Genomic DNA, 24217 nt, shown 5'->3' on the forward strand with positions numbered 1-24217 from the left:
GCGAGCACCCAATGAACAACAACAAAACCAATCCCCTGCTGGTGTGGGGCTTGATCGCCCTCACCGCACTCATCGCCGCCTTCCCCATGTTCTTTGTCAAGACCGACGGAAAGGAAGAAGCCTTCGGCGGAACCGATGACGGTGCAGAAGCCGTCGTCGAAGAACAAGACCCCGACTACGAACCCTGGTTCGATTCCATCGTCGGCGAACTTCCGGGCGAGGTCGAATCCGGCCTCTTCGCACTCCAGGCAGCACTCGGTGCGGGCCTCGTCGGCTACGCCCTCGGTAACTACAAGGGCCGCAGCCGCGCAGAACGCGAACTTGCCGCACCCACGGACACCACCAGCGCCTAAAAACGCAGTAGTCCGCTAAGGCCGCAACAACCATGAACCCTTTGGAAATCGCGGCGTCAACAAGCCCATGGGCCCAAGTCAACGTAGGTGAAAAAGCCTTGTTGATCCTGGGTCTGCTTGTTCTCGCCATAGCACTCCCGCCGTTACCCGCCCTACCGATCATCGGGGTGATCATCCTCGTGGCGGCAGCACGCGCGCAGGTCCCCTGGAAACTCTATGGTGCGCTCGTTGCAGCACCTGCAACCTTCATCATCCTGGGAATCTTCCCACTGGTAGCCACGATCACCACGCATGGGATCGAACGCATCGACGGTGGCCTTACTGACGCAGCAACCGTCCTCGGACGCTCCATCGTCGGCATGAGCGCCACCATGTTATTCGCCCTCACCACGCCGATGAGTGAACAACTACTGTGGTTCCGACGCATCCACGTGCCTGAATCCATCGTGCACGTCACCATGCTCACCTACCGGATGTCGAGTCAGTTGGTAGAAACCTCCCGCACTATGTGGCAGGCCCAAGCCCAACGCCTCGGCCACACCAACAAGCGCCGGTGGCTGCGCAGTTCTGCACATCAAATCGCCGCTCTGTTCGTGATCGCGTTCGCCCGAGCCCGAGCGATGCAGGAAGGTCTCGAATTGCGTGCTGACGCCGCGTGCTACCGCACGTTGACAGTCGCGCGCCCCGTGCGCACCCGCAACATTGTCGGCAGCATCATCATTCTCGCCCTCGTTATGGTCATAGGGCTGAAAGGAGCGCAACTATGGGGCTAGACGCCACAGAAATCCTCCGCGTCGAGGGTGTGTCTTTCGCACACTTCGACGGTCCACCTGTACTCCGCGACGTCAACCTCGCTATCAACCGTGGCGATCGGATCGCTCTGCTCGGGGCCAACGGTGCTGGGAAGTCCACATTGTTCCGACTACTGGCTGGCGCGTGGAAACCCACCGAAGGCCGTGTGCTCCTCGACGACACTGCTTTTAGCTATTCCCGTAAGGGGCGCGACACTGTCCGCCGGCGGGTACAGCTGGTGTTGCAGGAACCAGACGACCAACTCTTTGCCATGACGGTGGCTGCTGACGTGTCCTACGGGCCAGTCAACCAGGGCCTCGATGAGGACGAGGTGCGCACACGCGTGGACGCAGCGATGGACGCCGCAGAAATCAGCGATCTGGCTGAACGCGTGCCGCATCAACTGTCCTACGGTCAGCGCAAGCGTGTGGCTCTCGCAGGTGCGCTGGCGATGCGGCCTGAAGTGCTGCTGCTCGACGAGCCCACGGCCGGGTTGGATCCAGCTGGCGGCCGCCAGCTGCTGCGAACCCTTGAGCGCCTACACGAACAAGGCACAGCGGTTGTGTTGTCCACCCACGACGTCAACTTGGCGTATGCGTTCTCCGAGACCGCTGCGGTGATCCATGACGGTCAGGTGGTTGTGGGGCCTAAGGAGGACATTCTTGGTGACGCCGCGTTGATGCGCACAGCGCGGTTGGAGCTGCCGTGGGCACCCGCTGTCTCTGCCGCCCTCGGCCGGGTGGTCTCGAGGCCCGAGGAGCTCATCGGGGAAGGCTAGATGGGATCAACGAAAAAATCCCCGGAGTATGTTTACTCCGGGGATTTATTGTGGCCAGAGCCGGGATCGAACCGGCGACCTTCCACTTTTCAGGCGGACGCTCTACCGACTGAGCTATCTGGCCGTAACAAAAAATGTTACGCGACCCTGACGGGACTTGAACCCGCGACCTCCGCCGTGACAGGGCGGCGCGCTAACCAACTGCGCCACAGGGCCTTGCTAAAAGCAGTGCGCTTGTGTGGTGAGACACCGCACTATCGCACGAGTTGATAGCTTACACAGCAACACTGAAACGATCAAATTGACTGCTCAGTCATCATTTTTGCGCCAGCAGATTGCGAGCAGGAAGGCTCGAGGAAATGCGAAAACTGCAGTGTTTCCACACATACAAAAACCCGGTGCTTAACTATTGTTAAGCACCGGGCAAATTGCGACCCTGACGGGACTTGAACCCGCGACCTCCGCCGTGACAGGGCGGCGCGCTAACCAACTGCGCCACAGGGCCATATTCTTTATTTCGATCTTTGGGCCACGCACTGTTCATGCGTGGCCCAAAGACTGAGTACTCCCAACGGGATTCGAACCCGTGTCGCTGCCGTGAAAGGGCAGTGTCCTAGGCCCCTAGACGATGGGAGCACTACTGCGTTAAGCAGCTTGTAACACTATAGCCCAGCATCAATAAAGCAACAAACGCGCAGGTTGTTAACGTTTCTGGCCCGCATCTTAAGCTGTTTACAGCGGCCGATTCCCGCCCCGACGCGGACACGGAAACGTGCACAAATATCGGGTGCGCGGGCACCACACCGTCTATTTCCCCAGGTCGCCAAGAAAAGGCGGCCGCTCCACCCGATATTTGCACACACCCACCCCACTGGGCCACCCCACCGGCAGCCCATCGCCCCAGTGAAAACCAAAAAAGATGTCTCGGAACATGCTGTCAAGCATGTTCCGAGACATCACATTTGTGGGCCCTGTGGGGCTCGAACCCACGACCTGCGGATTAAAAGTCCGTAGCTCTACCAACTGAGCTAAAGGCCCAACGGCTGAATATCTTAGCACGGATGCCGACGTAGATCACAATCGGATAAAACTCAAGCCCGGGCCCGGCGAATAACACGCCAGCACCCGGGCTATTACCACGCAACTACACGCTGCGTGCGGGTTCTAGGAGGCCCTAGGACAGCTTCATGCTGCCGGTCTCCTTGAAGCGCTGATGGAAGGAAAGAGCCTCGTCCAACAGATGCGGGGTCTGCATGATCTTGCCTTCCTTGGCGGCAGCCAAGGCGCGATCGTAGTAGTCCTGCAGCATCGGGCGGTAGTCCGGGTGCGCCAGGGCAATCATCTTCTCGGCCTTCTGGCGAGGTGCTAGGCCACGGAGGTCGGCGTAGCCGTACTCGGTGATAACAACCTTGACGTCCTGCTCGGTGTGGTCGACGTGAGAGACCATAGGAACGATCGCGGAGATCGCACCGCCCTTGGCATCCGAGGGGGTGATGAAGGAGGAGATGTAGGCGCTGCGGGTGAAGTCTGCGGAACCTCCGACACCGTTCATTATGCGGGAGCCAACGACATTGGTGGAGTTGACGTTGCCGTAGATGTCAGCCTCGATGAGGCCGTTGGTAGCGATCAAGCCTAGGCGACGCACAACCTCGGGGTGGTTGGAGATCTGCTGCGGGCGCAGGATGATCGACTTGGCATACTTAGCGGCCTCGCGGTTCATCCTCCCTGCGTACTCCGGAGACAAGGAGAATGCGGTGGCGGAGGCGACAGTCATCTTGCCTGCGTCGATCAGGTCGACCATGCCGTCCTGGATGACCTCGGTGTAGGCCCTGATGTTCTCGAACTTGGAATCGAGCAGGCCGCTCATCACAGCGTTCGGGACGTTACCGACACCGGACTGCATGACGTAGCCGTCGTAGGTCAGTCGGCCAGCGCGAACCTCACCCTCGAGGAAGTCAAGGAAGTGTCCAGCGATCTGCTTGGACTGGTCATCGATCGGCTTGAAGGGTGCGTTGCGGTCGGCGGCATCGGTCTCGACAACGGCAACAACCTTGTTGATGTCAATGTCGATGTAGGTGGTACCGATGCGCTGGCCAGCTTCGGTGATCGGAATCGGCTGGCGGTTCGGCAGCGCGGCGATGCGGTAGATGTCGGCCATACCTTCGAGTTCTTCAGACTGCCAGGTGTTAACCTCGATGATGATCTTGTCCGCGGCGTCAAGGTACTCAACGTTGTTACCGATGGAGGAGGAAGGAACGATGTGGCCTTCTTCAGTGATGCGGACGGCCTCGACGATGGCGACGTCCATCTTGCCGAAGAAGCCCTGCTGGACGTACATGCCGGACTCGGAGAGGTGGTAGTCCATGTACAAGGTGGTGCCGTCGTTGATCTTGTTCCGAAGGATCGGATCCGACTGGTAGGGGGTGCGGAACTTGATGGCGTCAGCCTCGGCGAGGACACCGTCGCAGTCGGGAGCGGTGGATGCGCCGGTGAAGAGGCTGATCATGTATTCGTCACCGCGAGCGTGTGCTTCCTTAGCGCGCTCTGCGATGGCGGTCGGCAGTACCTTGGGGTAGCCGGAACCGGTAAAGCCAGAGATGCCGACGTTGTCGTTGTTGTTGACAAACTGTGCGGCTTCCTGGGCAGACATGACTTTGCCGCGCAGGGTGGCATTAGCGATGCGATCAGACATCTAATTCTCCTTCAGAGTTTTTAAAAAAGGTGCCAGGCGTGACCTAACACCCGCGTCGGTGTGATGTTACCTACCCATCAACACCTGCGTTACGACCACCACAATAGAGCAATCCCCCCCGATCTGCCATATAAGGGCAATAACCCCTCAAAACCCGCTGCACACATCCACTAATTACTCCCAAACCACCCCCATTAGGGTAGTTTCGACGCCACCTTACATCCTGTCGATTAAGTTGCCGTTGACCCTGCAGGTGGGATTGAATGACCAGGTGTTAAAGATCGGATCTTTGAGCCTGAACTCCCCAGTCGTCCTCGCCCCCATGGCCGGCGTGACCAATGTTGCTTTCCGCACGCTGTGCCGCGAACTCGAACGGGAGAAAATGGGCAGTGTCGCCGGTCTGTACGTGTGCGAAATGATCACGGCACGCGCCTTGTGCGAGCGCAATGAAAAAACAATGCACATGACGACCTTCGCCCCGGACGAAGATCCGCGCTCTCTTCAGCTCTACACCACGGATCCTCACTGGACCTACGAGGCCGCGAAGATGATCGTGGAAGAAAACCTCGCTGATCACATCGACATGAACTTTGGTTGTCCGGTTCCGAAGGTCACCCGTCGCGGAGGCGGCAGCGCTCTGCCTTATAAACGTCGCTTGTTCGCCAACATTGTTGCGGCCGCAGTCAAGGCAACCGAGGGAACCGATATTCCCGTGACCGTGAAGTTTCGGGTTGGGATTGACGCCGAGCACCATACCCACCTCGATGCAGGGCGCATCGCGGCAGAGCAGGGTGCGGCAGCCGTTGCATTGCATGCACGCACGGCTGCCGAACGCTATTCGGGCACGGCGCACTGGGACGAGATCGCGCGCCTGAAGGAGCATATGGTGCAGCACGCCGGCGAGGACTTTCCCGTACTGGGCAATGGGGATATTTTTGCCGCTGATGACGCCGCGAAAATGATGTCCCAGACCGGCTGCGACGGTGTGGTCATTGGGCGCGGCTGCTTGGGACGGCCGTGGCTTTTTGCCGCTTTGTCAGCTCAGCTTCAGGGGCTACCCATTCCGCCAGAGCCCACATTGGGTGAGGTCACCAGGATTATTCAGCGCCATGCGGAGCTTCTAGTGGCCCACGATGGGGAGAAAAAAGGTTGCCGGGATTTGCGCAAGCATTCTGGCTGGTACCTGCGTGGATTCCCGGTCGGTGGAGATGTTCGGCGCGCCCTGTCTGGGGTGAAGACGTTGGACGAGCTCGCAGACATCCTCGCCCCATTGTCCGATTCGACAGCGGTAGCTGACGATGCGGAAGGTCCCCGCGGCCGCCAGGGTTCCCCGGGCAAGGTTGTTTTGCCGGAAGGTTGGTTGGATGATCCGGAGGATGAGTCCGTTCCCGAAGGCGCCGACATCATGCACTCCGGCGGATAGCGCCCGACCAATCTCGCACCGTTAGCGGGGGTACACTTTCTCCCATCCGTGGCGGCGGTCACAGAGCCTCTGTAGTATGTGCGGTACTGGCACACCCCGTTTCACACCAGGAGACCCTCGTGACCCCACCCCAAGAGCACAACAGCACCCCCCGCGACGTCATCATTGTTGGGGCAGCACGCACCCCCCGCGACGTCATCATTGTTGGGGCAGCACGCACCCCCATCGGCCGACTTCTGGGGGCACTATCATCAGTTCCCGCCACAGAGCTGGGCAGCACCGCCATCGCCCGCGCACTCGAACAAGCGCATGTAGACCCCACCGAGGTCAACGCCGTCATCATGGGCCAGGTGCTCCAGGCAGGTGCCGGACAAAACCCCACCAAACAAGCAGCCCTGGGCGCCGGCATCCCCCGTAAGGCCCACACCGTCACGGTCAACAAAGTCTGCCTCTCCGGACTCACCGCAATTATTGACGCCGCGAGAATGCTGCGACTAGGAGACGCCGAGGTTGTCGTCGCCGGAGGCATGGAATCAATGTCCCAAGCACCACACCTGCTCAAAGGCTCACGCAGCGGCACAAAATACGGCGCCACCCAACTAGCCGACCACATGGAAGTCGACGGCCTCAGTGACGCAGGCACCGGGATCTCCATGGGAGTGCTCACCGAAGAATACCTGGACACCTACCCAGTCGACGCGTCAGAGCGTGACTCCTGCGTTGTGGATTCCCACAACAACGCGGCATCCGGCTGGGAACGCGGCGTCTTCGATCAAGAAATCGCGCCCGTGACCGTCCGCGGACGAAAGGGTGACACCATTGTCGAGCGCGACGAAGGCATCCGCGAAGGCATGACCGTGGAAGCCTTGCAGAAGCTGCGCCCCGCATTCAACCCGGACGGCGTACTCACCGCAGCACACGCCTCCCAGATTTCCGATGGCGCAGCGGCAGTAGTGATGTGCACCCGGGCTTACGCTGACGAGCACGGACTCCAACCGCTGGCAGTACTACGCGCCCACGGACAGGTCGCCGGACCGGACGCAAGCCTCCAAGCGCAACCCGGCAACGCCATCAACCAGGCACTATCCCGGCAAGGCTGGCTGGCCGAAGACCTCGACATGATCGAAATCAACGAAGCGTTCGCTGACGTCGTCGTGCACTCCGGCCGCATGCTTGGGGCGCTCGGCAGGGGCGGCGTCATCAATCCCGATGGCGGAGCCATCGCCATGGGGCATCCCATCGGAGCCAGTGGCGCGCGCCTGGCCGTCCACGCAGCACATGCGCTGAACTCGGGACGCGCTACACGCGCAGGCATCGGCCTGTGTGGCGGCGGTGGGCAAGGCGAAGCATTGCTACTGGAAGCACCCTAAAACCATCAAATCGCCACAACCCAACACTCGATAAATCCCGATAAATAAGGACTAATACATGAGCACTTTTGAGAACATCCTCATCGAACGCCGCGGACGCGTCGCACTAATCACCCTGAACCGTCCGAAGGCACTGAACGCCTTGAACAGCCAGACCATGGAGGAGCTGGTCCAGGCAACCGGCGAACTAGACGGTGACACCGGTGTGGGCTGCATTGTTCTGACCGGCAGTGAAAAAGCTTTCGCCGCAGGCGCAGACATTAAGGAAATGTCTAGCCAATCCGCGACCGAGATGTACATGTCGAACTTCTTCGCCCACTGGGAAAACTTCACCAGGGTCAAGACCCCCATAATCGCGGCAGTGTCCGGCTACGCGCTGGGCGGTGGCTGCGAGCTCGCCATGATGTGCGACATCATCATCGCCTCCGAGTCAGCCAAGTTTGGCCAGCCAGAAATCAACCTAGGTGTCATCCCCGGCATGGGCGGCTCCCAGCGACTGACCCGCGCTATTGGCAAATCCAAGGCCATGGAGATGTGCCTAACCGGCCGCATGATGGGAGCCGAGGAAGCTGAGCGCTCCGGCCTGGTCTCCCGTGTCGTGGCCAACGACGAGCTGTTGGATGAAGCGCTGAAGACGGCTGAAACCATTGCGTCCAAGTCGAAGGTGGCGGGCGTAATGGTCAAGGAAGTCGTCAACGCAGCCTACGAGATGCCCCTGGCCCAGGGCATCAACTTCGAGCGTCGTGTCTTCCACTCTGTGTTCGCCTCCGAGGACCAGAAGGAAGGCATGTCTGCCTTCGTCGACAAGCGCGAAGCCGAGTTCAAGCACCGCTAAAACACACGCTGCTTAGTGCACACACAAGCGCCCCGCCGTCGCAGTACATGCTGTACTCGCGAAGGCGGGGCGCTGCCAGTTGTAGCCTCTGTGACTTGCCGTAGCTACAACACCAACGTGCGCCCTTCGGCCCTAGCCACGCAGGCTCGGGAAGTCGCTGTCTGCAAACTCCGTGCCAGCCTTGTTAGCACCTTGGTCCTCCGCATGGATAACGTCTTCGCGCTTGCGTAGCTCAACGCGACGAATCTTGCCAGACACCGTCTTCGGAAGATCAAAGAACTCAAGACGACGGATGCGCTTGTAGGGAGCCAGCCCCTCGCGGCAGTGCTTCAGAATAGATTCGGCAACCTCCGCAGTCGGCTCGTGCCCCGGCGCCAAAGCGACATAGGCCTTGGGCACAGCAAGACGCAAGGGGTCGGGAGACGGCACAACCGCAACCTCAGCAACCGCAGGATGCTCAATCACCACGGACTCCAATTCAAACGGAGACAATCGGTAGTCAGATGCCTTGAAGACGTCGTCGGAGCGACCAATGTAGGTGAGGTAGCCGTCTTCGTCCCGCTCTGCAATGTCACCTGTGTGATAGAAGCCGTCGCGGAAGGTTTCCGCATTCTTGGCCTCGTCGCCGTAGTAGCCCGGGGTCAGGCCGACGGGACGAGGATCCAGGCGAAGGCAGATCTCGCCATGGTCGCCGATCTCATCGGTCGCGGGATCAATCAACACCACGTCCATTCCCGGCAACGGCCGACCCATAGATCCAGGCTTCAAAGGCTGGCTCGGGGAGTTAGCGATCTGGACGCTCGACTCTGTCTGTCCAAAGCCATCTCGAATGGTTGTCTTCCACGACTTTTCGACCACCGAAATTAGCTCGGGATTCAGTGGTTCACCAGCAGCAACCACCTTCTTTGGAGGGGTTTTCAATCGGCTCAGATCGGCCTGCACCAGCATGCGCCACACCGTTGGGGGCGCACAGAAAGAGCTCACGCCTTCTTCATCCATCTTCGCCATCAGAGCCGCGGCGTCGAAACGGGCGTAGTTGTACAGGAAGATAGTGGCTCCAGCAATCCACGGAGCGAAAAAATTCGACCATGCGTGCTTAGCCCAGCCGGGTGCCGCCACGTTAAGGTGCACATCACCGGGTTCTAGGCCGATCCAGTACATGGTGGACAGGTGTCCCACAGGGTAGGAGGTGTGGGTGTGCTCCACCAGCTTCGCTTTCGAGGTGGTACCCGAGGTGAAGTACAGCAGCAGCATCTCATCCGCCTTGGTCGGCTGGGAAGGAGTGAACTCCACGGGCGCGTTGAAGGAATCGTCGTAGGCGAGTGTGGGGTGCCCATCCTGCGCCGGCGGCTCTTGACCCACCTGAATCACGGTGAAGTCACCCGGCACCGCCCCGAACTTTTCCGCGTCCTCGGGGTTGGCAACAACCCAGGAGATATTTGCGCGTTCGGTGCGGTCAGCCAAGTCCGCAGGGCCCAGCATGGCGGTCGCCGGGTTGAGGACAAAGCCTCCCTTAATGCAAGCGAGCATGGTTTCCCACAGCTCGACCTGGTTGTTGAGCATGAGCATCACGCGGTCGCCTCGCTTGACGCCAACGCTGGCCAACCAGTTGGCTAGCTGCCCGGAACGTGCGGACAACTCCGCAAACGTGCGTCGTGTTTCGCTGCCGTCCATCTCGGAGATAACGAGCGCTTCGTTGTCCTTGGTCTCGGGGTCTGTGCCGAGGTGATCAAACCAGTCGAGGGCAAAGTTGAATTCTTCAAAACGGGGCCACTCGAAGTAGTCGCGGGCGGCGTCGTAATCTTCGCGCAGCTCAATGAGCTTGTCGCGGACCTCCTTGAATTTCTGTGTCGTGGGGTTCGTGGGGTTCATCGTATGCGCGGTCATTAAGACTCCCTTCCAAAGTGTGACGCGTGGCTCACAGTGTAGTGGCCGTCAACACATTGCGCTTGCGATCACTGAAAAAATTTAAAGTGAGTGCCCCCACTGGGGGTACCCACTGTGCTTTCAGACACATGAATGCTGATTCGCTTGTACACTGCAACCACGACAGCCCACACAGACTGCCGAACGGATGAACACCGCGCGCAGTTACCCAAACGAAAAGGACGGTCACACGCGATGAACGACGATCACGCCCCATTCCCAGGCCCCCACGCCGCAGCACCGCTCGCGGACTCCCCCATCAACACCGAGCTCCTTGCAAACGTGCCTTTCCCCAACGCGGACATCCTAGAAGTCGAGCGCCTGCTCTCCGAGGAAGAGCGCGCACACCTGCACAAAGTCCGTAACTTCCTCCAAACCGAGATCCGCCCAGTCGTCGGCCCCTACTGGGACCGCGAAGAATTCCCCTTCGAGCTATTGCCCAAACTAGCCGAATACGGCCTGGGCGAAATCGAATTGTCCGGCTTTTCCCGACTGCTCAAAGGCCTGCTCTACGCTGAAGTCACCCGCGCAGACGTCTCTCTGTCTGCGCTCGTCGGTATCCACAACGAACTCGTGGTTGGTGCAATCGATCAACTCGGCTCAGAGGAGCACAAAAACACCTGGCTCGACGGTCTGCGCAACTTCACCAAGGTCGGCTGCTTCGCGTTGACCGAGCCTGACCACGGTTCCGATATCGCCGGCGGCCTGGCAACCACCGCTAAGCGCACCGAGGACGGCTGGGTGATCACTGGTTCCAAACGCTGGATCGGCGGCGGCACCTTCGCCGATTTCGCTGTGGTGTTCGCCCGCGACGTCGACGATAACCACGTCAAGGGATTCATCGTTGAACTCGACCGCGACGGTGTGTCGAAGACGAAGATTTCCCGCAAGATGGGTCTTCGCATCATGCAAAACGCAGACCTCGGATTCGACAATGTCCTCGTCCCCCATGCCGCGCTTTTGCCCGGCGCAACGACTTTCGCCGGCACCAATGTGATGCTGCGGAACTCTCGTGCTTGGGTGGGCTGGCAGGCTGCTGGCGTGCAGTTGGCGATCTTCGAACGCGCACGCGATTACGTGCTCACCCGCGATCAGTTTGGCAAGAAGTTGGCGAAGTTCCAGCTGGTCCAGGAGCAGTTGGCCCGCATGGTGGGCAATGCTGCGGCGTCGATCTCGATGCTCGCGCAGGTGGCGTGGCTGCAGGAAAACAGTGGTTTTGATATGCCGCATGCTGCGTTGGCGAAGGCTACGGCTACCCGTTTTGCCCGCGAGTCTGCTTCCCTTGCTCGCGCGATGGGTGGCGGCAATGGAATCCTCACGGATTTCGAATTGTCCAAGCTTTTTAACGACGTGGAGATCCTCTACACCTACGAGGGCACGTATGAGATCAACTCCCTGATTGTTGGCCGCGCTGTGACCGGCGTATCGGCGTTTGTTTAGGGAAAGGGGTTTTGTTGTGAGTGTTCGTTCTTTGCTTGATGACGCCGCGGGGGTTTCTGCTGTCGTGACGGGTGCGGCATCCGGGTTGGGTGCCGCGACGTCTGCGATGTTGGCTGATGCGGGTGTGCAGGTGTTTGGTCTGGATCTTGAGGCAGGTATTGATAAGGTCTGCGATACTGCGCCGGAGGGTATTCGGTTTATCGCCACGGATGTGACCGATCATGCGGCGGTGCAGGAGGCTGTGGCTACTGCTGCTGCGGCTGCGCCTCTACGTCTCGCGGTGACCTGTGCAGGTATTTGCCCGAGTAAGAGAATTCTGGGGCATTCGAGTGAGCTCTTTTCCACCACGTTGGCGGTGAACCTCACGGGTACATTCAACGTGATGCAGGCCGCTGCGGCGGTGATGGCGGAGCAGGAGCCTGTGGATGCGGATGGGCAGCGCGGCTTGATCGTAACGACGGCATCCGTGGCTGCCTTCGAAGGGCAGATGGGGCAGGCTGCCTACGCGGCGTCCAAGGGCGGGGTGCATGCGTTGACCATTTCTGCCGCCCGCGACCTGGCGTCGAAGGGTATTCGTGTCAACAGCATCGCCCCGGGCATTGTGACGACTCCGATGATGGCTGGCATCACCGAGGAGTTCCGTGAGGCGTTGGAAGCCCTGGTGCCTTTCCCGAAACGGATGGCGCAGCCGGAAGAATATGCCCAGTTGGTGAAGTCTTTGGCGGATAACCCCTACCTCAATGGCGAAACTATCCGCATGGATGGTGCGCTGCGCATGCCTCCTCGTTAAGTTCCTAGCGGCCTCGGGGTGTGGCTAAAGCTCAGCCCAGGCGTGGGTCAAAGGCAGTGCCTGCAATGCTGCAGGCACTGCCTTTTCTAGTGGTAGGGCACGAGCCCCCAGTAGGGGAAGATAGCCCGCGACGTGGCGACGATGGGGCCGCAGGGGTTGTCGCTTAAGACCCTCTCTGGGTGGTATTCCTTGAGCACATTGCGGGCGCCGATGTCGCCAATGGTGTCAGAGGTTTCGCAGCGGGCCTCATCTGCCCACCACCCTGGCATGGGTGCTTCGGGGTCAAGCTTTTCCCCAAGTATCGCTGCCACAAGGTGGGTCCAGGTGCGTGCAACGGAATCACGCTGGTAGCCTCCCCCACCGATTGCCACCCATTTGCCGCCGCAGAATCGGTCCGCCCAGCGAGACATCGAACGGTAGGCCTTAGCCAAGGCATCGACGCTGACGTCGAGGTCTGTGAGGGGGTCACGCCTGTGCGCGTCCGCACCGTGCTGCGTGATCACGATCTCGGGTCGGAATTTTTGCAGCAGCGGTGGAACTATCCCGTGCACCGCGTACAGCCAGTCGATGTCGGAGGTGCCTTTGGGCATGGCCACGTTGACTGCGGTCCCGGCCGCGTGCGGCCCACCAATATCGTTGGCGAACCCTGTGCCGGGGAAGAGATAGAGCCCGGATTCGTGCACGCTGATGGTCAGCACCCTGGGGTCATCCCAAAAGGCTTGTTCCACCCCATCACCGTGGTGTGCGTCAAGGTCGACGTAGGCGATCCGTGTGGCACCGTGATCCAGCAACCAAGAAATCGCCACCGCGGCGTCATTAAAAGTACAAAAACCGCTTTGTTTGCTGGGCCCTGCGTGGTGCAGCCCTCCGGATAGGTTGACCGCCCGCTTCACTTCCCCCTCCCACACTGCGCGGGTTGCCTCGACGGTGCCGGAGACAACATGTCGCGCGATGGTGTGCAGGTTGGGTGCGAGGGGGTGGTCGTCGTCGCCGATGCCGAATTCCGGCCGGGGGCGGCCTTCTTTAAGTGCTTCGAGGTATTCGGGGGTGTGGATGCGCAGCAACAGGTCTTCGCTTGCGGCTGGTGCCGGGGCGATATCGACGCGATCGAGCAGGTCAAAATGCTCGGAGAGCTTCATCGCTAGGCGCACACGATCGGGCCCCATGGGGTGCTCGGGGCCGAAGCTGTAGCGCTCGAGGGTGTCGTCGTGGAGCACAAGTGGACGTGTGTTCATCGCGGACTCCTTAAAGGTTGCGGACTAGTTGTTCGCGATAGGCGGGTTCGGCCGAGCACACGAGGCTTGCTTCGATGACGTCGCCTTGGTTCAGGTCACACACAAGGTTCATGTCGACGAGTGCTGCGTGTTCGTCGTTCATCACGGAGGCCCGGACGATGGTGTCCGCTAGGGCGTCGGCTGCGTCGGGGTGGATGTGCTGCCCGCAGATGTCTGCGATCATGCTGAGTGCTTCGGTTTTCTGCCGTGACGGCACCCGCCAGGTTTCTTCCTTCGTTAGATCGAAGGTGACTTCACGCGGGATGAGCCCGGTCATGGGGCCCAGCACCGGGTCTTCTACTGTGCGGATGATTATTACTGGTTGCGGGTAGGTATCGGCGATGTCATCGACTACGGTGTGCGCGTTGATGCCGTAGCAGTCCAACAGTTGCGCCGGGGTGGCTGTTGGCGTGCCCTCGATGAGCTGCTCGATGAGTTTTTTGGCTTGCTTGGTGTGCGCCGTGACAACTGGTTCGCTATCGCTGGCGTGGTGGGTGGCTCGGTTGCTTTGGTTTCGCACGATCGCACCCAGAGCTTCGAGCGCTTCGGCATAAGCGGGGAACACTGGAAGCTGGCCTTGTTGTTCCGGGTGGAGGCCTGCGGGGCTGAGCTGTGGTTGGAGTTGTTCTGGGGTTCGGAAGCCGATGAACACACCTACGACGGGTGCTGTGCTGTGTGCCGCGAGTTCACTCAGGCCCGCTTGGACTTCTTCGAACAATGGCTCGCTGATCTCCACGACTGCTGCGAGCACTGTTTTTCCTTCTTCAACCGCGTGCTGAGCTGCGCGGACAACCCCACCTGCGGGGTTGATGTCGGTGACGGGTCGGGATTCGGGCACGAGGCCGAAGCGGTAGGCGGCTTGCACCATTTGCGCGTTGAGACCGACGGAGTTAGAGATCAGCACGACCTCCGGCCCGGTGGGTAGAGGTTGTCGGGCGAGGATTTGTGCGATGTCGAACATGGCGTCGCGCCTGCTGACGACCATTACGCCGGCGTGTCCAATGATGTCGTCGATGATTGCGGGGTGGGCGGAGGGGCTGTTTTCCAGTTGGTAGCCGTGCCCTTTTGCGGAGTTCAGTGCGCGCGAGGGGGCGAAAATGACCACGGGTTTGTCGAGCGCAAGGCGTTGCAGGACGCGGAAGAATTTTCGCGGGTTTCCGATTGCGTCGAGTGATAGCAAACAGATGCGCGTGTCCTCGTCATCGATCCAAAAATGCATGACGTCGTTTGCTGTGACGTCTGCAAACGAACCTGAGGCTATGAAGCTGCGCACGCCGCAACCCCGGGCGACGGCGTGAGACAACACCAGGGTGGATATGCCTGCGGTTTGAGTGAACATGCTCACGGCGCCTGTGCGCGGCATGGGTGCCGGTGTGGTGTTCAGTTGTACCTGCGCGTCTGTATTGATGACGCCGAGGGATGCAGGCCCGAAAGCCCGCAGCCCGTGTGCACGTGCGTGGGAGACGAACTCTGATGCTTCCTGTGGGGTCAGTGTTGGATTGTGGCCGCGCGCCAACACCACGACGCCTTTGGCCTGGCATGCTGCTGCGGCCTGCATGATCGCGTCCAGGGTGTCGGGTGGTTCTGGGTAGGACACCACCGCGACGTCAACACTTGTGCCGTGGTCTGCGAGCTGCCGCAGCATCTCAGAGGCCTGTGCCCCGGGTGTGGTAAGAACATGGACCTGCCCGCGAAAACCGCCGGCAGTCAGGGAATCGGCGGAGGTCTGCATGCGTGATTGTTCACCCGCGATGGCGATGCTGCGTGGGTTGAGCAGCCTTCGGATTGCGGCGGCCTCGCTGCGGTGCTCCCGCTGCAGCATCACTTCCCAAGAGCGATCTGTTGGGGCAATGGGGAAATTGACTTCGATGACGCCGTCTGCGAACTGTGGTTTGAGCTCGTACCCGGCGCGCACAAATACTTGCACCATCGTGCGATTGTTGGGCAGCATTTCGGCGAAGAACCTGGTTATTCCGCATTCTCGGCCGGCTTGGGCTAGGTGTTCGAGCAGGATGTTGGCTACGCCGTTGCCGTGGTGGTCGTCTTGGACCAGGAAGGAGACATCGCCGACGCGTTCGGGAAGGAAGGCCTGCACGAGTTCGTAGCGGGCGGTGCCGACAATGTCTTCCTTGTCGAGTAGTACGAGTGTGACGGCGTCATGCATGTCGACGTTAACCCATGCATCTATATCGGAGTCTTCTAATTCCGGATGTGCGCCGAAGAAGCGCAGGTACTTGGACTCTGGGCTGACGCGCCCGTAAAAGGCTTTCAGTGCGTCGACGTCATCGGGGTGGACGGGGCGAACGACTGCTACGGAGCCGTCGTAGAGCACGACGTCTGCTTCCCATCGGTGTGGAACGGTGTGCTCGTTGCTGTGCTCATCGTTGGGGGTCACGGGTGGGCCTCCTAGCGCCGATAGTCGTTGCTCATTACTCAAAGGTTTGGGGTCAGGGTGAACGAGAAAAGAACAGTGGCTGAACCATTAAACAAAGCCTACGAAATTCTTAGGCAATAAGTGGGTGAAATGAGTTTTTCGCCCCCCGAAGTCACTAAGCTTGCACGTATGCGAAACGCATACATTGACCATTTTGATGCTTTTCCCAGCCGTCCGGTGCCTGCGTATTGCACAATGTAGAAGGCGGATGTGTCCGACAGGCGGCGGGAAAGTGAACAAAAGGTTAACTTCCCACGAACTTTAAAAAGCCCTGCTAAACGCTCTGATACGGGTAGACGACGTGCCTTTCGATGACCTCAAACCCAAGGTTTTCGTAGGCCTTGACGGCAGCTTTATTGTCTTGTTCCACATAGAGGATTGTCTCCACCATGGGGTCCCCGCCCACCATGTGCGCGATGCCTGCGGTCAGCAGCGGCGTGCCCAGACCTTTACCGCGGGCGGCATCAGCCAGTCCCACAACATAGACTTCCGCGCGATGATCACTGTGGCGCTTGAGCCAGTGAAAGCCCACCAAGGTCGCGTCTTGCCACAGCATCAGCACATCGTCGGGGTTGAACCACTCTGTGTCCATGGCTTGTTCCAACTGCTGCTCATCCCAGCCGCCTTGCTCTGGGTGCCAAGAAAATGCCTGGTTGTTAACATCCAACCACTGTTTCATAATGACGTCGCGACCGTAGCGTTGCACGGATTGTTCCAGGTTCAGCAGCTCATATCCTCCCTCGGGAAACTCGGGTGAGGGAAGCTCCACAGCGGCTGCCCCCGGTAGGGACATCACCAGCAGCGTTCGTGAAGGCTCGAGCCCTTTTTCCTGGGCCAGGGCGCGCACCGGGCCGATGTCCCCGTGGGCCCACAGCTTCAACCCACCTGAATGCGGTGCAATGAGCGCTTCGGTGAGCGTCGCGGCGTCATCACTAAATTGGGGATCGAGGACAACCTCAGTGTTCCCGTCCTCCATGACGACGGCCGCAGCAATCACACGCCCCTGGGTGGACAACACGTACACGGTGGCGTTGCCCCGGCGCTCATCGAGCTCGCGGACAAACTGTTCACTAAACGATGCCACACCGTCAGTTAACTCTACTCTGCGCAGCACCTCGTGGATCTGCTCGACCGGAACAGTCGCATCGCCGCTGGAAAAAACATCGGGTGAAAGTGCTTCAGGCATCATGGTTTACCAGGGTAGCGCGGGTAGGCACGGTCGCGCATGGGGTACAAATAATAACGTGAAGAAATACCAGATCGCCCTGCTGTCCATCGCAGCCCTAGGCGCGCTCGGCTGGTTGGTCGACACGGGCATCTCAACCACCTTCGAACACCGCCTGTCTACCCAATTGGAGGATTCCTTCAACCTGGAGGTCGAGCCCGCGGTCTACATCGGTGGTTTCCCCTACCTGCTTGCGGCGGCCACCGGAGATATCCCAATGATGTCCTCGGAAGTCCTTGACGTGGATGTTCCGGGGTTCGGGATGATGAACTCCCGCACAGAGCTGCGCACCATTGAAGTGACCCCCGAACAGGTTTTTAGCGGCGACTACACCGGGGCGGACGTGGAGATCGCTAAACGTACACTGCGCCTCGACGGGGTGGCCCTGGGTGCACAGTTGGGCATCACCGACCTGGACATCACCAATCCGAAGGACATCTCCCCGCAGGCTTCGCCGCAGGCACAGGCGCAATTGAAGGGCACACCCGTCGGGTTCGACCAGCCCGTGGTTGTCCTGGTTGACCTGCGCATTCACAATGCTGAAATAACTATGCGGCCGGTGTCGATCATCGACTCCCCCGACATGGAGCAGGCACAAGACCCAGAATCTGTGCGCACAAAAATCATGAACTCTTTCACCTGGTCAGTCGACAGTCGCGACCTGCCTCTACTCAAACAGGCAAGCCAGGTGGTGTGCGGCGGCGGATCGATTTTTATTTCCAGCGAACTCAGGCAAGTCCAATTCCGCCCAGAGCTGTTGTCTCCCGTGGGAGTGCGTTAATCCCCGGGCACTATACTGGGGCCCATGACTGATTCTTCCGAGAACACCACCACCCCCGGTTCCCCCTTGAGCGGCGCCGCCAACGCCGCCATCGACTTGGCTGCGGAGATCGCCAAAGAAACCGCCGGCCGAAACATCCCTGGCCTGGGTGAACTGCCTGTCCCGGATGACACCGCCAACCTTCGCCTTGGCCCCAACCTCCATGACGGTTTGCTGGCCCTGCTGCCCCTGGTCGGCGTATGGCGCGGTGAAGGCCAGGCAGATAGCCCCATCCACGGCGCCTTCAACTTTGGCCAAGAGCTCATTTTTGCCCACAATGGCCACAACTATTTGAGCTACGAATCCCGCCAATGGAAGCTCGACGAAGAGGGCAATCACGATCCTTCCATGGAGGAAATCCGCGAGAAGGGCTTTTGGAGGATTTCCGAGAAGGACGAAATCGAATTCACCTGCGTTAATTCTTTGGGCGCGGTGGAGATTTTCTACGGCGAGCCCTTCAATGAGCGGGCGTGGCAGCTGGAGAGCTCCTCGACCATGGTGACCGCAACAGGTCCTGAGAAGCTGGGCCCGGGCAAGCGCCTGTATGGTTTGATGCCGACCGCTGACCTGGGGTGGGTCGACGAGCGACTGATCGACGGAGAGATGAAGCCCTACATGTCAGCCGAGCTACGCCGCGTTATCGGCTAGTCGTCGTTTCTCGCTGGCTAGAAGCCTAGCGCTGCATTCAGTAGCGCTAGGGCTTGTTTATTTGCAGCCTTGTGTGTACTGGTGGGGTGTTCCTCGACTGCTGTGACCAGCACCGGTCCGCGAGAGGAGCTCACCAGCCACACGCTATCTGCACCGAGGATGTGCTCCAATTCCATGGGTCGCTGTTTGACCTTCCACCCATGCTTTTCGGCGTAGTCAAATACGCGGCGTTGGGTAGTGGATTCCAGGATCCCTTTGGCTTTGGGGGTGCGCAGCTTTTTGCCTTTGACGGTAATGAGCGAGGACGTGGAGCCTTCCAGCAAAAGGCCTTTGTGGGTGAAAATGACGTCGTCGTAGCCCTGCGATTGCGCGTATCGCACGGCCGCCATGGTGTCGACGTATGCCAGCGTTTTTGCACCGAGTGCGCTTGCTTGTCCCTTGGGCAGCAGCATGCAGCGCACCCCATGTTCACGCTGGTGGAGTGTGCCTTGGTCTATGGGGTAGATGACGCACCATGCTGTCGCTACCCCGGTGCTGGCGCGCCCACGTGACAGTGTCCAGACCATGCGGCCTTCTTCTTCGCCCCATTGGCTTAGAGCGAGGTCAGCGGCTTTCTTCCACAGTTGAGCATCGGGGTGCGGCAGGTCGAGGGCTTGGGCCGAGCGTGCGAAGCGCTTGGCATGCGCGTCGAATTCGCAGGCCTCATTGTTTTTGACGCGCAGCGTTTCGAAGATGCCGTCGCCACGGGTGACGCTGGCATCGTCGAAGAAGATATGGGGCATGGTGGGGTTGTGTAGTCGCATCGATCCGCCGAAGGGTTCGACAAGCACAATCACCGGGGGTTTTTGCATACTTTCAGTATGTCAAAAGCCAGCGGTTTACACTGGCCGGGTGACTATTATCTCGCCTGAGTACCGTTCCGCACTATTGGACCCAGAGGTTGCGCGCCGCATACCGGGGGTCAAACTGCCTGTGGATAACCAGGATACCCCGCGGGGCGTCGCCTGGCATTATGGGGATCCGCTGGTGGAGCAGCGCGCGCCTTTCGTGGTGGATCGTAGCGATCGAGTTGTTGCGAAGGTCAGCGGCTCTGATCGGCTTAGTTTTTTGAACAATTTGCTGAGCCAGAAGCTCGACGATCTTGTATCGTCCGACAACAGTGATGACGCCGCGTGGGTCCAGCGTCGGGAGGCATTAAATCTGGATGCACAGGGCCGGGTGCTGCAGCACATGACGGTGTGGGCCGTGGGGGATGAGGTGTATGTGGAGTGTGCCCGTGCAGGCTCCCAAGAATTGTTCGACTACCTGCAGAAAATGATCTTCTGGTCAGATGTTCAGATTGAGATCACTGACCTAGCAATCGTGACTACCGTGTCCGACTCCCCTGCTGAACCACTGGATTGCTGCGTTGCCAGCGCCTCTTACCCCCTTGGGGTGGCCTCTGGGCCGTTGGTCACCGACCTGCTTGTTGAGCGCAGTGCGTTGCTCGACGCGGCGTCATTGTTGGTGGAGCAGGGCTACCGCCTGGCCGGTTTGATGGCCTGGGAAGCAGAACGCGTGATGGCCGTAATGCCGGAGGTCGGTGTGGATACCGATACGACAACCATCCCGCACGAAACTTATGCCTTTGTTAAAGACCAGCGTGCCGTACATTTCGACAAGGGCTGCTACCGGGGGCAGGAAACTGTTGCCCGCGTGCACTTCCTTGGCCGTTCACCTCGAACACTTGTGCAGGTGTATCTGGATGGATCCGTACCCAAACTTCCTGCTCCAGGTACGCCGATCACTGCGGGCGGCACGCGCTCGGTCGGCGTGCTAGGCACCGTGGTCGACCACGCCGATTTTGGCCCCATTGGGCTGGCTCTGCTGAAGCGGTCCGCGGTGGGCAAGCAACTGGCGGCTGGGGAGTGCGCGCTGAGTGTGGAAACGGACACGGCAGATTTGGAAGAGACGAAGGGCGCGGGCCGCGAAGCTATCGAAAGGCTCCGTGGCGGCAAGTAGTTTGTGCTGGTCACACTCCTAGATGGGGGCATGTTAGCGTTGTGGGCACTTGTAGGCTATTGTGTTCCCTAGGAATAAAACGTATTGAATCTCTCATCCGGGACGCGTATAAAGCCCACGCGTTCCGCTCATGCCAAGGGGGTTTAGCCCATGGGTCGCGGTCGCGCGAAGGCAAAGCAGGCCAAGGTAGCACGCCAGCTTAAGTACAACATCCCTAATATGGACCTGGATTCCCTCCAGCGTGAACTCGCTGGTAAGTCTGAAGGCAACAACAGCTCTTACGCTGATGATTACGAAGCCCCAGATTTCGATCAGGCCCTGTACGAAGAATGGGCAGACGTGATCGAAAAAGACTAGGTCTGTTTTAAAAAGGGGAGCAGCTTTTTAAAGCTGCTCCCCTTTTTTGCTGCCTTTAGATCAGTTCTGCGCGGGCTTCGCCTTCGGCAGCTTCACGCACGGTTCCTAGCTCCCAGGCATCCATGTGGCGTGCGGTAAGCATAGCTAGCGCGCGGTCGCGGTCCTCGGGTGCGACAATGGCGACCATGCCGACGCCCATGTTGAAGGTTTTTTCCATCTCTTCCTGCGGCACCTTGCCATAACGGGCGATGGTGCGGAAGATCTGCTGTGGTTCCCAGGTGTTGCGGTGCATGGTCGCCACGAGACCTTCGGGGATGATGCGGACCATGTTGCCGACCAATCCCCCACCGGTGACGTGGCAGAAGGTTCGCACATCGCATTCGGCGGCGAGCGCCAGGCAATCCTTGGCGTAGATGCGGGTGGGCTCAAGGAGTTCTTCGCCCAGGGTGCGGCCGAGCTCGTCCATGTATCCATCGAGTGGCAGTCCGGCCTTTTCCAGCAGGACGTGGCGGGCCAGGGAGTAGCCGTTGGAGTGCAGGCCGGAGCTCGCCATCGCGATGATGGCATCCCCTGCGCGCACGCGCTGCGGGCCGAGGACTTCGTCTTCCTCAACGACGCCGACTGCAGTGGCGGAGACGTCGTAGTGTCCGGCTTCCATCACGCCGGGGTGCTCTGCGGTTTCGCCACCGAGCAGTGCACAGCCGGCTCGAACACAGCCTTCTGCAATGCCTTCGACGATTTCCGCAACGTGCTCGGGCACGACCTTGCCGATAGCAATGTAGTCCTGAAGGAACAAGGGCTCAGCGCCGCATACGACTAGGTCGTCTACGCACATGGCGACCAGGTCGATGCCGATGGTGTTGTGCACATCCATGGCCTGCGCGACTGCAAGCTTGGTGCCCACGCCGTCACTACCTGCTGCGAGGAGGGGCTTGTTGTACTTGCCGAGGGCGAACAGTCCTGCGAAACCGCCGAGTCCACCCCGAACCTCAGGTCGGGTCGCACGCTTGGCGTGGGGTGCAAACAGCTCTACCGCGCGGTCGCCGGCTTCGATATCGACACCGGCTGCAGCGTAAGACACGGACTGGTCAGCGTTGAGTTGGTTTTCAGACACGGTTGTTTTCTTTCTGCATTCGGTGAACAAGTTCAGCGTTCGCATCCCCTTGGGGCATGCCTAGCGGGTAGACCCCGTCGAAACAGGCGCAGCACAGTTGCGCGCGGTCTTGGCGGGAGGCCTCCACCATGGAATCCACGGAGACGAAGCCTAAGGAGTCCGCGCCGATGGCGGTGCATACAGCGTCCACCATGGCGTCATAGTCATCGCCGTCAACGCAGTTGGCCAGCAGCTCGCCAGGTGAGGCGAAATCGATGCCGTAGAAGCACGGCCACTTCACCGGCGGTGAGGCAATGCGGACATGTACTTCCGCTGCGCCGGCTTCGCGAAGCATGCGGATCAGCGCACGCTGGGTGTTGCCGCGCACGATCGAGTCGTCGACAACAACAAGACGCTTGTCCCGAATGACCTCGCGCAAAGGGTTGAGCTTCAGACGGATGCCCAGCTGGCGGATGGTCTGGGAGGGTTGGATGAAGGTGCGGCCAACGTAGGCGTTTTTCACCAAGCCTTGACCATAAGGAATGCCGCTGCCTTGGGCGTAGCCCACGGCCGCAGGAGTACCGGAATCAGGCACGGGGATGACCATGTCACCTTCGGCAGGAGCCTCCTTGGCCAACAAGCGGCCAATATCCACGCGGGTAGCGTTAACAGCGCGCCCCCGGATGACGGAGTCGGGGCGGGCGAGGTAGACATATTCGAACACGCACCCCTTGTGGGTGGTTTCTGCGAAGCGCTGCGTGTGCACGCCCGCCCCGTCGATGCGGATAAGCTCGCCGGGCTCTACCTCGCGGACGAAGGAAGCACCAACGATGTCCAATGCCGCGGTCTCCGAGGCGACAACCCAGCCGCGCTCCAGTCGGCCGATAGCCAGGGGCCGCACGCCGAAAGGATCACGAGCAGCATAAAGAGCCGTGCCGTCGGTAAAGCACAGGCAGAAAGCACCCTGGAGGCGCGGCAAAAGATCCATTGCAGAATCAATGACGCTTCGGCCGTCGCGCACACCATCGGACAAAAGTGCACACATCACGTCCGAGTCACTGGGCGCGGTGACCTCATTGGCGCCATCAGCCCCGCGTGCGCTCAACGCCTCCGGGTCGGCCCAGCGCTTATCAACCAGCCCCTTGGTTGCGGCTTCTACCAACAGCTCGCGGAAATTCACGAGGTTACCGTTGTGGCCCAAGGCAATATCAGTGCCGTCTGGCGCCATGCGGAACATCGGCTGGGCATTTTCCCAGCACGCACCTCCGGCGGTGGCGTAACGGGTGTGCCCCACCGCCACATGCCCCTTCAAAGCATCCAAGGTTTGCTCATCAAAGACTTGGGAGACCAGACCGAGGTCTTTAAACACCACGATCTGGTCTCCGTCGCCTACAGCTAAGCCGGCTGCCTCTTGCCCACGGTGCTGGAGGGCATACAAGCCGTAGTAAGTCAGTTTGGATACGTCTTCACCCGGCGCCCACACCCCAAAGACACCGCATTCCTCGCGTGGAGGAGCCTCAAGTTCATCAACTGTCGACACAAAAACACATCGTATAGCCCCCGCTTCACTATTGCGACTTGATACCCCCCGGCTAACCCGCCATGTGATCCAGCACCGACTGCACTTCACCCGCGCGCGTGCCGGACAGTGAGGCCGACGCGGCATCATTAATTGTCTGTTCGCCCAGCACACACAGGATCCAATCCTTGGGCGAGATTTCAACAACATTGGGTGGGGTTCCGCGCTTGTGCGCCGGGCCGTCGATCAATTGAGCGGCAGCAAAAGGAGGAACGCGCAGCTCAACTGACTTTCCCGGACGCAATGACGCCGCGTAGGCCACTGTCTCACGCACCGCGGAGGCCAGCAGGCTACGCGAGGGGGTCTCGGCGGCGCCACGGGCCCAAGATGCGACCTGTTGGTTGATGGAAGGAGTGTTGTGCGCGGACATAGCAATCAAAGATAGAT

General features: G+C 59.9%; 21 protein-coding genes and 5 tRNA genes. 12 read left to right on the forward strand and 14 right to left on the reverse strand.

The features are described 5' to 3' along the window. Positions 1 to 11 precede the first annotated feature (11 nt). The 3 genes from CARG_RS08140 to CARG_RS08150 are packed head-to-tail and all read left to right on the forward strand — an operon-like array spanning position 12 to position 1923. The gene (locus tag CARG_RS08140) at positions 12 to 353 is read left to right on the forward strand and encodes an energy-coupling factor ABC transporter substrate-binding protein (protein ID WP_021012164.1); all 342 of its coding nucleotides are present in this window, start codon (positions 12 to 14) and stop codon (positions 351 to 353) included. A 32-nt stretch (positions 354 to 385) separates the two neighbouring features. After that, complete coding sequence (gene cbiQ, locus CARG_RS08145; protein ID WP_021012165.1) at positions 386 to 1126, forward strand: cobalt ECF transporter T component CbiQ; 741 nt, start codon at positions 386 to 388, stop codon at positions 1124 to 1126. Next, positions 1117 to 1923 carry an energy-coupling factor ABC transporter ATP-binding protein gene (locus CARG_RS08150; protein ID WP_021012166.1) on the forward strand — a complete coding sequence of 269 codons (807 nt, stop codon included), beginning with the start codon at positions 1117 to 1119 and terminating at the stop codon, positions 1921 to 1923. Before cbiQ ends, CARG_RS08150 begins: the two co-directional genes overlap by 10 nt. A 51-nt stretch (positions 1924 to 1974) precedes the next feature. Here CARG_RS08150 and CARG_RS08155 read toward each other — a convergent pair. The 6 genes from CARG_RS08155 to CARG_RS08180 all read right to left on the reverse strand — a co-directional run bounded on the left by CARG_RS08155 (position 1975) and on the right by CARG_RS08180 (position 4615). After that, a tRNA-Phe gene (locus CARG_RS08155) sits at positions 1975 to 2047 on the reverse strand. An 18-nt stretch (positions 2048 to 2065) separates the two neighbouring features. Next, positions 2066 to 2139: transfer RNA gene (locus tag CARG_RS08160), tRNA-Asp, on the reverse strand. Positions 2140 to 2354: 215 nt separating this feature from the next. Continuing rightward, positions 2355 to 2428 (reverse strand) — tRNA-Asp (locus CARG_RS08165). A gap of 58 nt (positions 2429 to 2486) precedes the next feature. After that, positions 2487 to 2559: transfer RNA gene (locus CARG_RS08170), tRNA-Glu, on the reverse strand. A gap of 329 nt (positions 2560 to 2888) precedes the next feature. Beyond that, a tRNA-Lys gene (locus tag CARG_RS08175) sits at positions 2889 to 2961 on the reverse strand. A gap of 136 nt (positions 2962 to 3097) precedes the next feature. Continuing rightward, complete coding sequence (locus tag CARG_RS08180; RefSeq protein ID WP_021012168.1) at positions 3098 to 4615, reverse strand: acetyl-CoA hydrolase/transferase family protein; 1518 nt, start codon at positions 4613 to 4615, stop codon at positions 3098 to 3100. Between the two features lie 259 nt (positions 4616 to 4874). On the opposite strand from CARG_RS08180, the gene dusB reads away from it, so the two are divergent. The 3 genes from dusB (at position 4875) to CARG_RS08195 (ending at position 8243) form a co-directional block, all read left to right on the forward strand. Then, positions 4875 to 6038, forward strand: coding sequence for a tRNA dihydrouridine synthase DusB (dusB, locus tag CARG_RS08185; RefSeq protein WP_390886792.1), 1164 nt, complete (start codon positions 4875 to 4877; stop codon positions 6036 to 6038). 164 nt (positions 6039 to 6202) lie between these two features. Beyond that, entirely contained in the window at positions 6203 to 7408 is a 1206-nt protein-coding gene (locus CARG_RS08190) for an acetyl-CoA C-acyltransferase (protein ID WP_041747761.1), read from the forward strand. Positions 7409 to 7466: 58 nt separating this feature from the next. Beyond that, on the forward strand, positions 7467 to 8243 hold the full coding sequence (locus tag CARG_RS08195) for an enoyl-CoA hydratase (RefSeq protein ID WP_021012171.1): 777 nt from the start codon (positions 7467 to 7469) through the stop codon (positions 8241 to 8243). Between the two features lie 132 nt (positions 8244 to 8375). On the opposite strand, the gene CARG_RS08200 is transcribed toward CARG_RS08195, so the two are convergent. Then, positions 8376 to 10130 (reverse strand): AMP-binding protein, encoded by a 1755-nt coding sequence (locus CARG_RS08200; RefSeq protein ID WP_021012172.1) that lies wholly within the window; start codon positions 10128 to 10130, stop codon positions 8376 to 8378. A gap of 234 nt (positions 10131 to 10364) precedes the next feature. On the opposite strand from CARG_RS08200, the gene CARG_RS08205 reads away from it, so the two are divergent. Together CARG_RS08205 and CARG_RS08210 are read left to right on the forward strand one after the other, a co-directional pair. Next, positions 10365 to 11609: an acyl-CoA dehydrogenase family protein gene (locus CARG_RS08205; RefSeq protein ID WP_021012173.1), complete on the forward strand. Its 1245-nt coding sequence runs from the start codon at positions 10365 to 10367 to the stop codon at positions 11607 to 11609. A 16-nt stretch (positions 11610 to 11625) separates the two neighbouring features. Then, positions 11626 to 12399 (forward strand): SDR family oxidoreductase, encoded by a 774-nt coding sequence (locus CARG_RS08210; RefSeq protein ID WP_021012174.1) that lies wholly within the window; start codon positions 11626 to 11628, stop codon positions 12397 to 12399. Between the two features lie 86 nt (positions 12400 to 12485). Here the strand turns inward: CARG_RS08210 and CARG_RS08215 are convergent, their stop codons facing one another. The 3 genes from CARG_RS08215 to mshD all read right to left on the reverse strand — a co-directional run bounded on the left by CARG_RS08215 (position 12486) and on the right by mshD (position 17296). Next, a complete protein-coding gene (locus tag CARG_RS08215; protein WP_021012175.1) occupies positions 12486 to 13634 on the reverse strand; it encodes an acetoin utilization protein AcuC in 1149 nt (382 codons plus the stop codon). A gap of 10 nt (positions 13635 to 13644) precedes the next feature. Then, positions 13645 to 16068, reverse strand: a complete 2424-nt coding sequence (locus CARG_RS08220; protein WP_021012176.1) for a GNAT family N-acetyltransferase — start codon at positions 16066 to 16068, stop codon at positions 13645 to 13647. 313 nt (positions 16069 to 16381) lie between these two features. Further along, entirely contained in the window at positions 16382 to 17296 is a 915-nt protein-coding gene (gene mshD, locus CARG_RS08225; RefSeq protein WP_021012177.1) for a mycothiol synthase, read from the reverse strand. A 55-nt stretch (positions 17297 to 17351) separates the two neighbouring features. Here mshD and CARG_RS08230 point away from each other — a divergent pair, with 55 nt between their 5' ends. Together CARG_RS08230 and CARG_RS08235 are read left to right on the forward strand one after the other, a co-directional pair. After that, positions 17352 to 18113, forward strand: a complete 762-nt coding sequence (locus tag CARG_RS08230; protein ID WP_169733217.1) for an LmeA family phospholipid-binding protein — start codon at positions 17352 to 17354, stop codon at positions 18111 to 18113. Between the two features lie 24 nt (positions 18114 to 18137). After that, a complete protein-coding gene (locus tag CARG_RS08235; protein ID WP_021012179.1) occupies positions 18138 to 18800 on the forward strand; it encodes an FABP family protein in 663 nt (220 codons plus the stop codon). A gap of 17 nt (positions 18801 to 18817) precedes the next feature. Here CARG_RS08235 and CARG_RS08240 read toward each other — a convergent pair whose 3' ends face one another. Beyond that, a complete protein-coding gene (locus tag CARG_RS08240; RefSeq protein ID WP_041747121.1) occupies positions 18818 to 19651 on the reverse strand; it encodes an aminodeoxychorismate lyase in 834 nt (277 codons plus the stop codon). A 40-nt stretch (positions 19652 to 19691) separates the two neighbouring features. Between CARG_RS08240 and ygfZ the strand changes: the two genes are divergently transcribed. Both ygfZ and CARG_RS08250 read left to right on the forward strand, forming a co-directional pair. Then, a complete protein-coding gene (gene ygfZ, locus CARG_RS08245) occupies positions 19692 to 20801 on the forward strand; it encodes a CAF17-like 4Fe-4S cluster assembly/insertion protein YgfZ (protein WP_236620138.1) in 1110 nt (369 codons plus the stop codon). A gap of 150 nt (positions 20802 to 20951) precedes the next feature. Then, positions 20952 to 21158: a DUF3073 domain-containing protein gene (locus CARG_RS08250; protein ID WP_021012182.1), complete on the forward strand. Its 207-nt coding sequence runs from the start codon at positions 20952 to 20954 to the stop codon at positions 21156 to 21158. A gap of 55 nt (positions 21159 to 21213) precedes the next feature. Here the strand turns inward: CARG_RS08250 and purM are convergent, their stop codons facing one another. From purM to CARG_RS08265, 3 genes are read right to left on the reverse strand one after another with little or no spacing between them, the layout of a single operon-like run. Continuing rightward, the gene (gene purM / locus CARG_RS08255) at positions 21214 to 22272 is read right to left on the reverse strand and encodes a phosphoribosylformylglycinamidine cyclo-ligase (protein ID WP_021012183.1); all 1059 of its coding nucleotides are present in this window, start codon (positions 22270 to 22272) and stop codon (positions 21214 to 21216) included. Further along, positions 22265 to 23791 carry an amidophosphoribosyltransferase gene (gene purF / locus CARG_RS08260; protein WP_021012184.1) on the reverse strand — a complete coding sequence of 509 codons (1527 nt, stop codon included), beginning with the start codon at positions 23789 to 23791 and terminating at the stop codon, positions 22265 to 22267. Before purF ends, purM begins: the two co-directional genes overlap by 8 nt. A 52-nt stretch (positions 23792 to 23843) precedes the next feature. Next, positions 23844 to 24200 carry a sterol carrier family protein gene (locus tag CARG_RS08265; protein ID WP_021012185.1) on the reverse strand — a complete coding sequence of 119 codons (357 nt, stop codon included), beginning with the start codon at positions 24198 to 24200 and terminating at the stop codon, positions 23844 to 23846. Between the last annotated feature and the right edge of the window lie 17 nt (positions 24201 to 24217).

The organism is Corynebacterium argentoratense DSM 44202 (assembly GCF_000590555.1).
Classification (GTDB): domain Bacteria; phylum Actinomycetota; class Actinomycetes; order Mycobacteriales; family Mycobacteriaceae; genus Corynebacterium; species Corynebacterium argentoratense.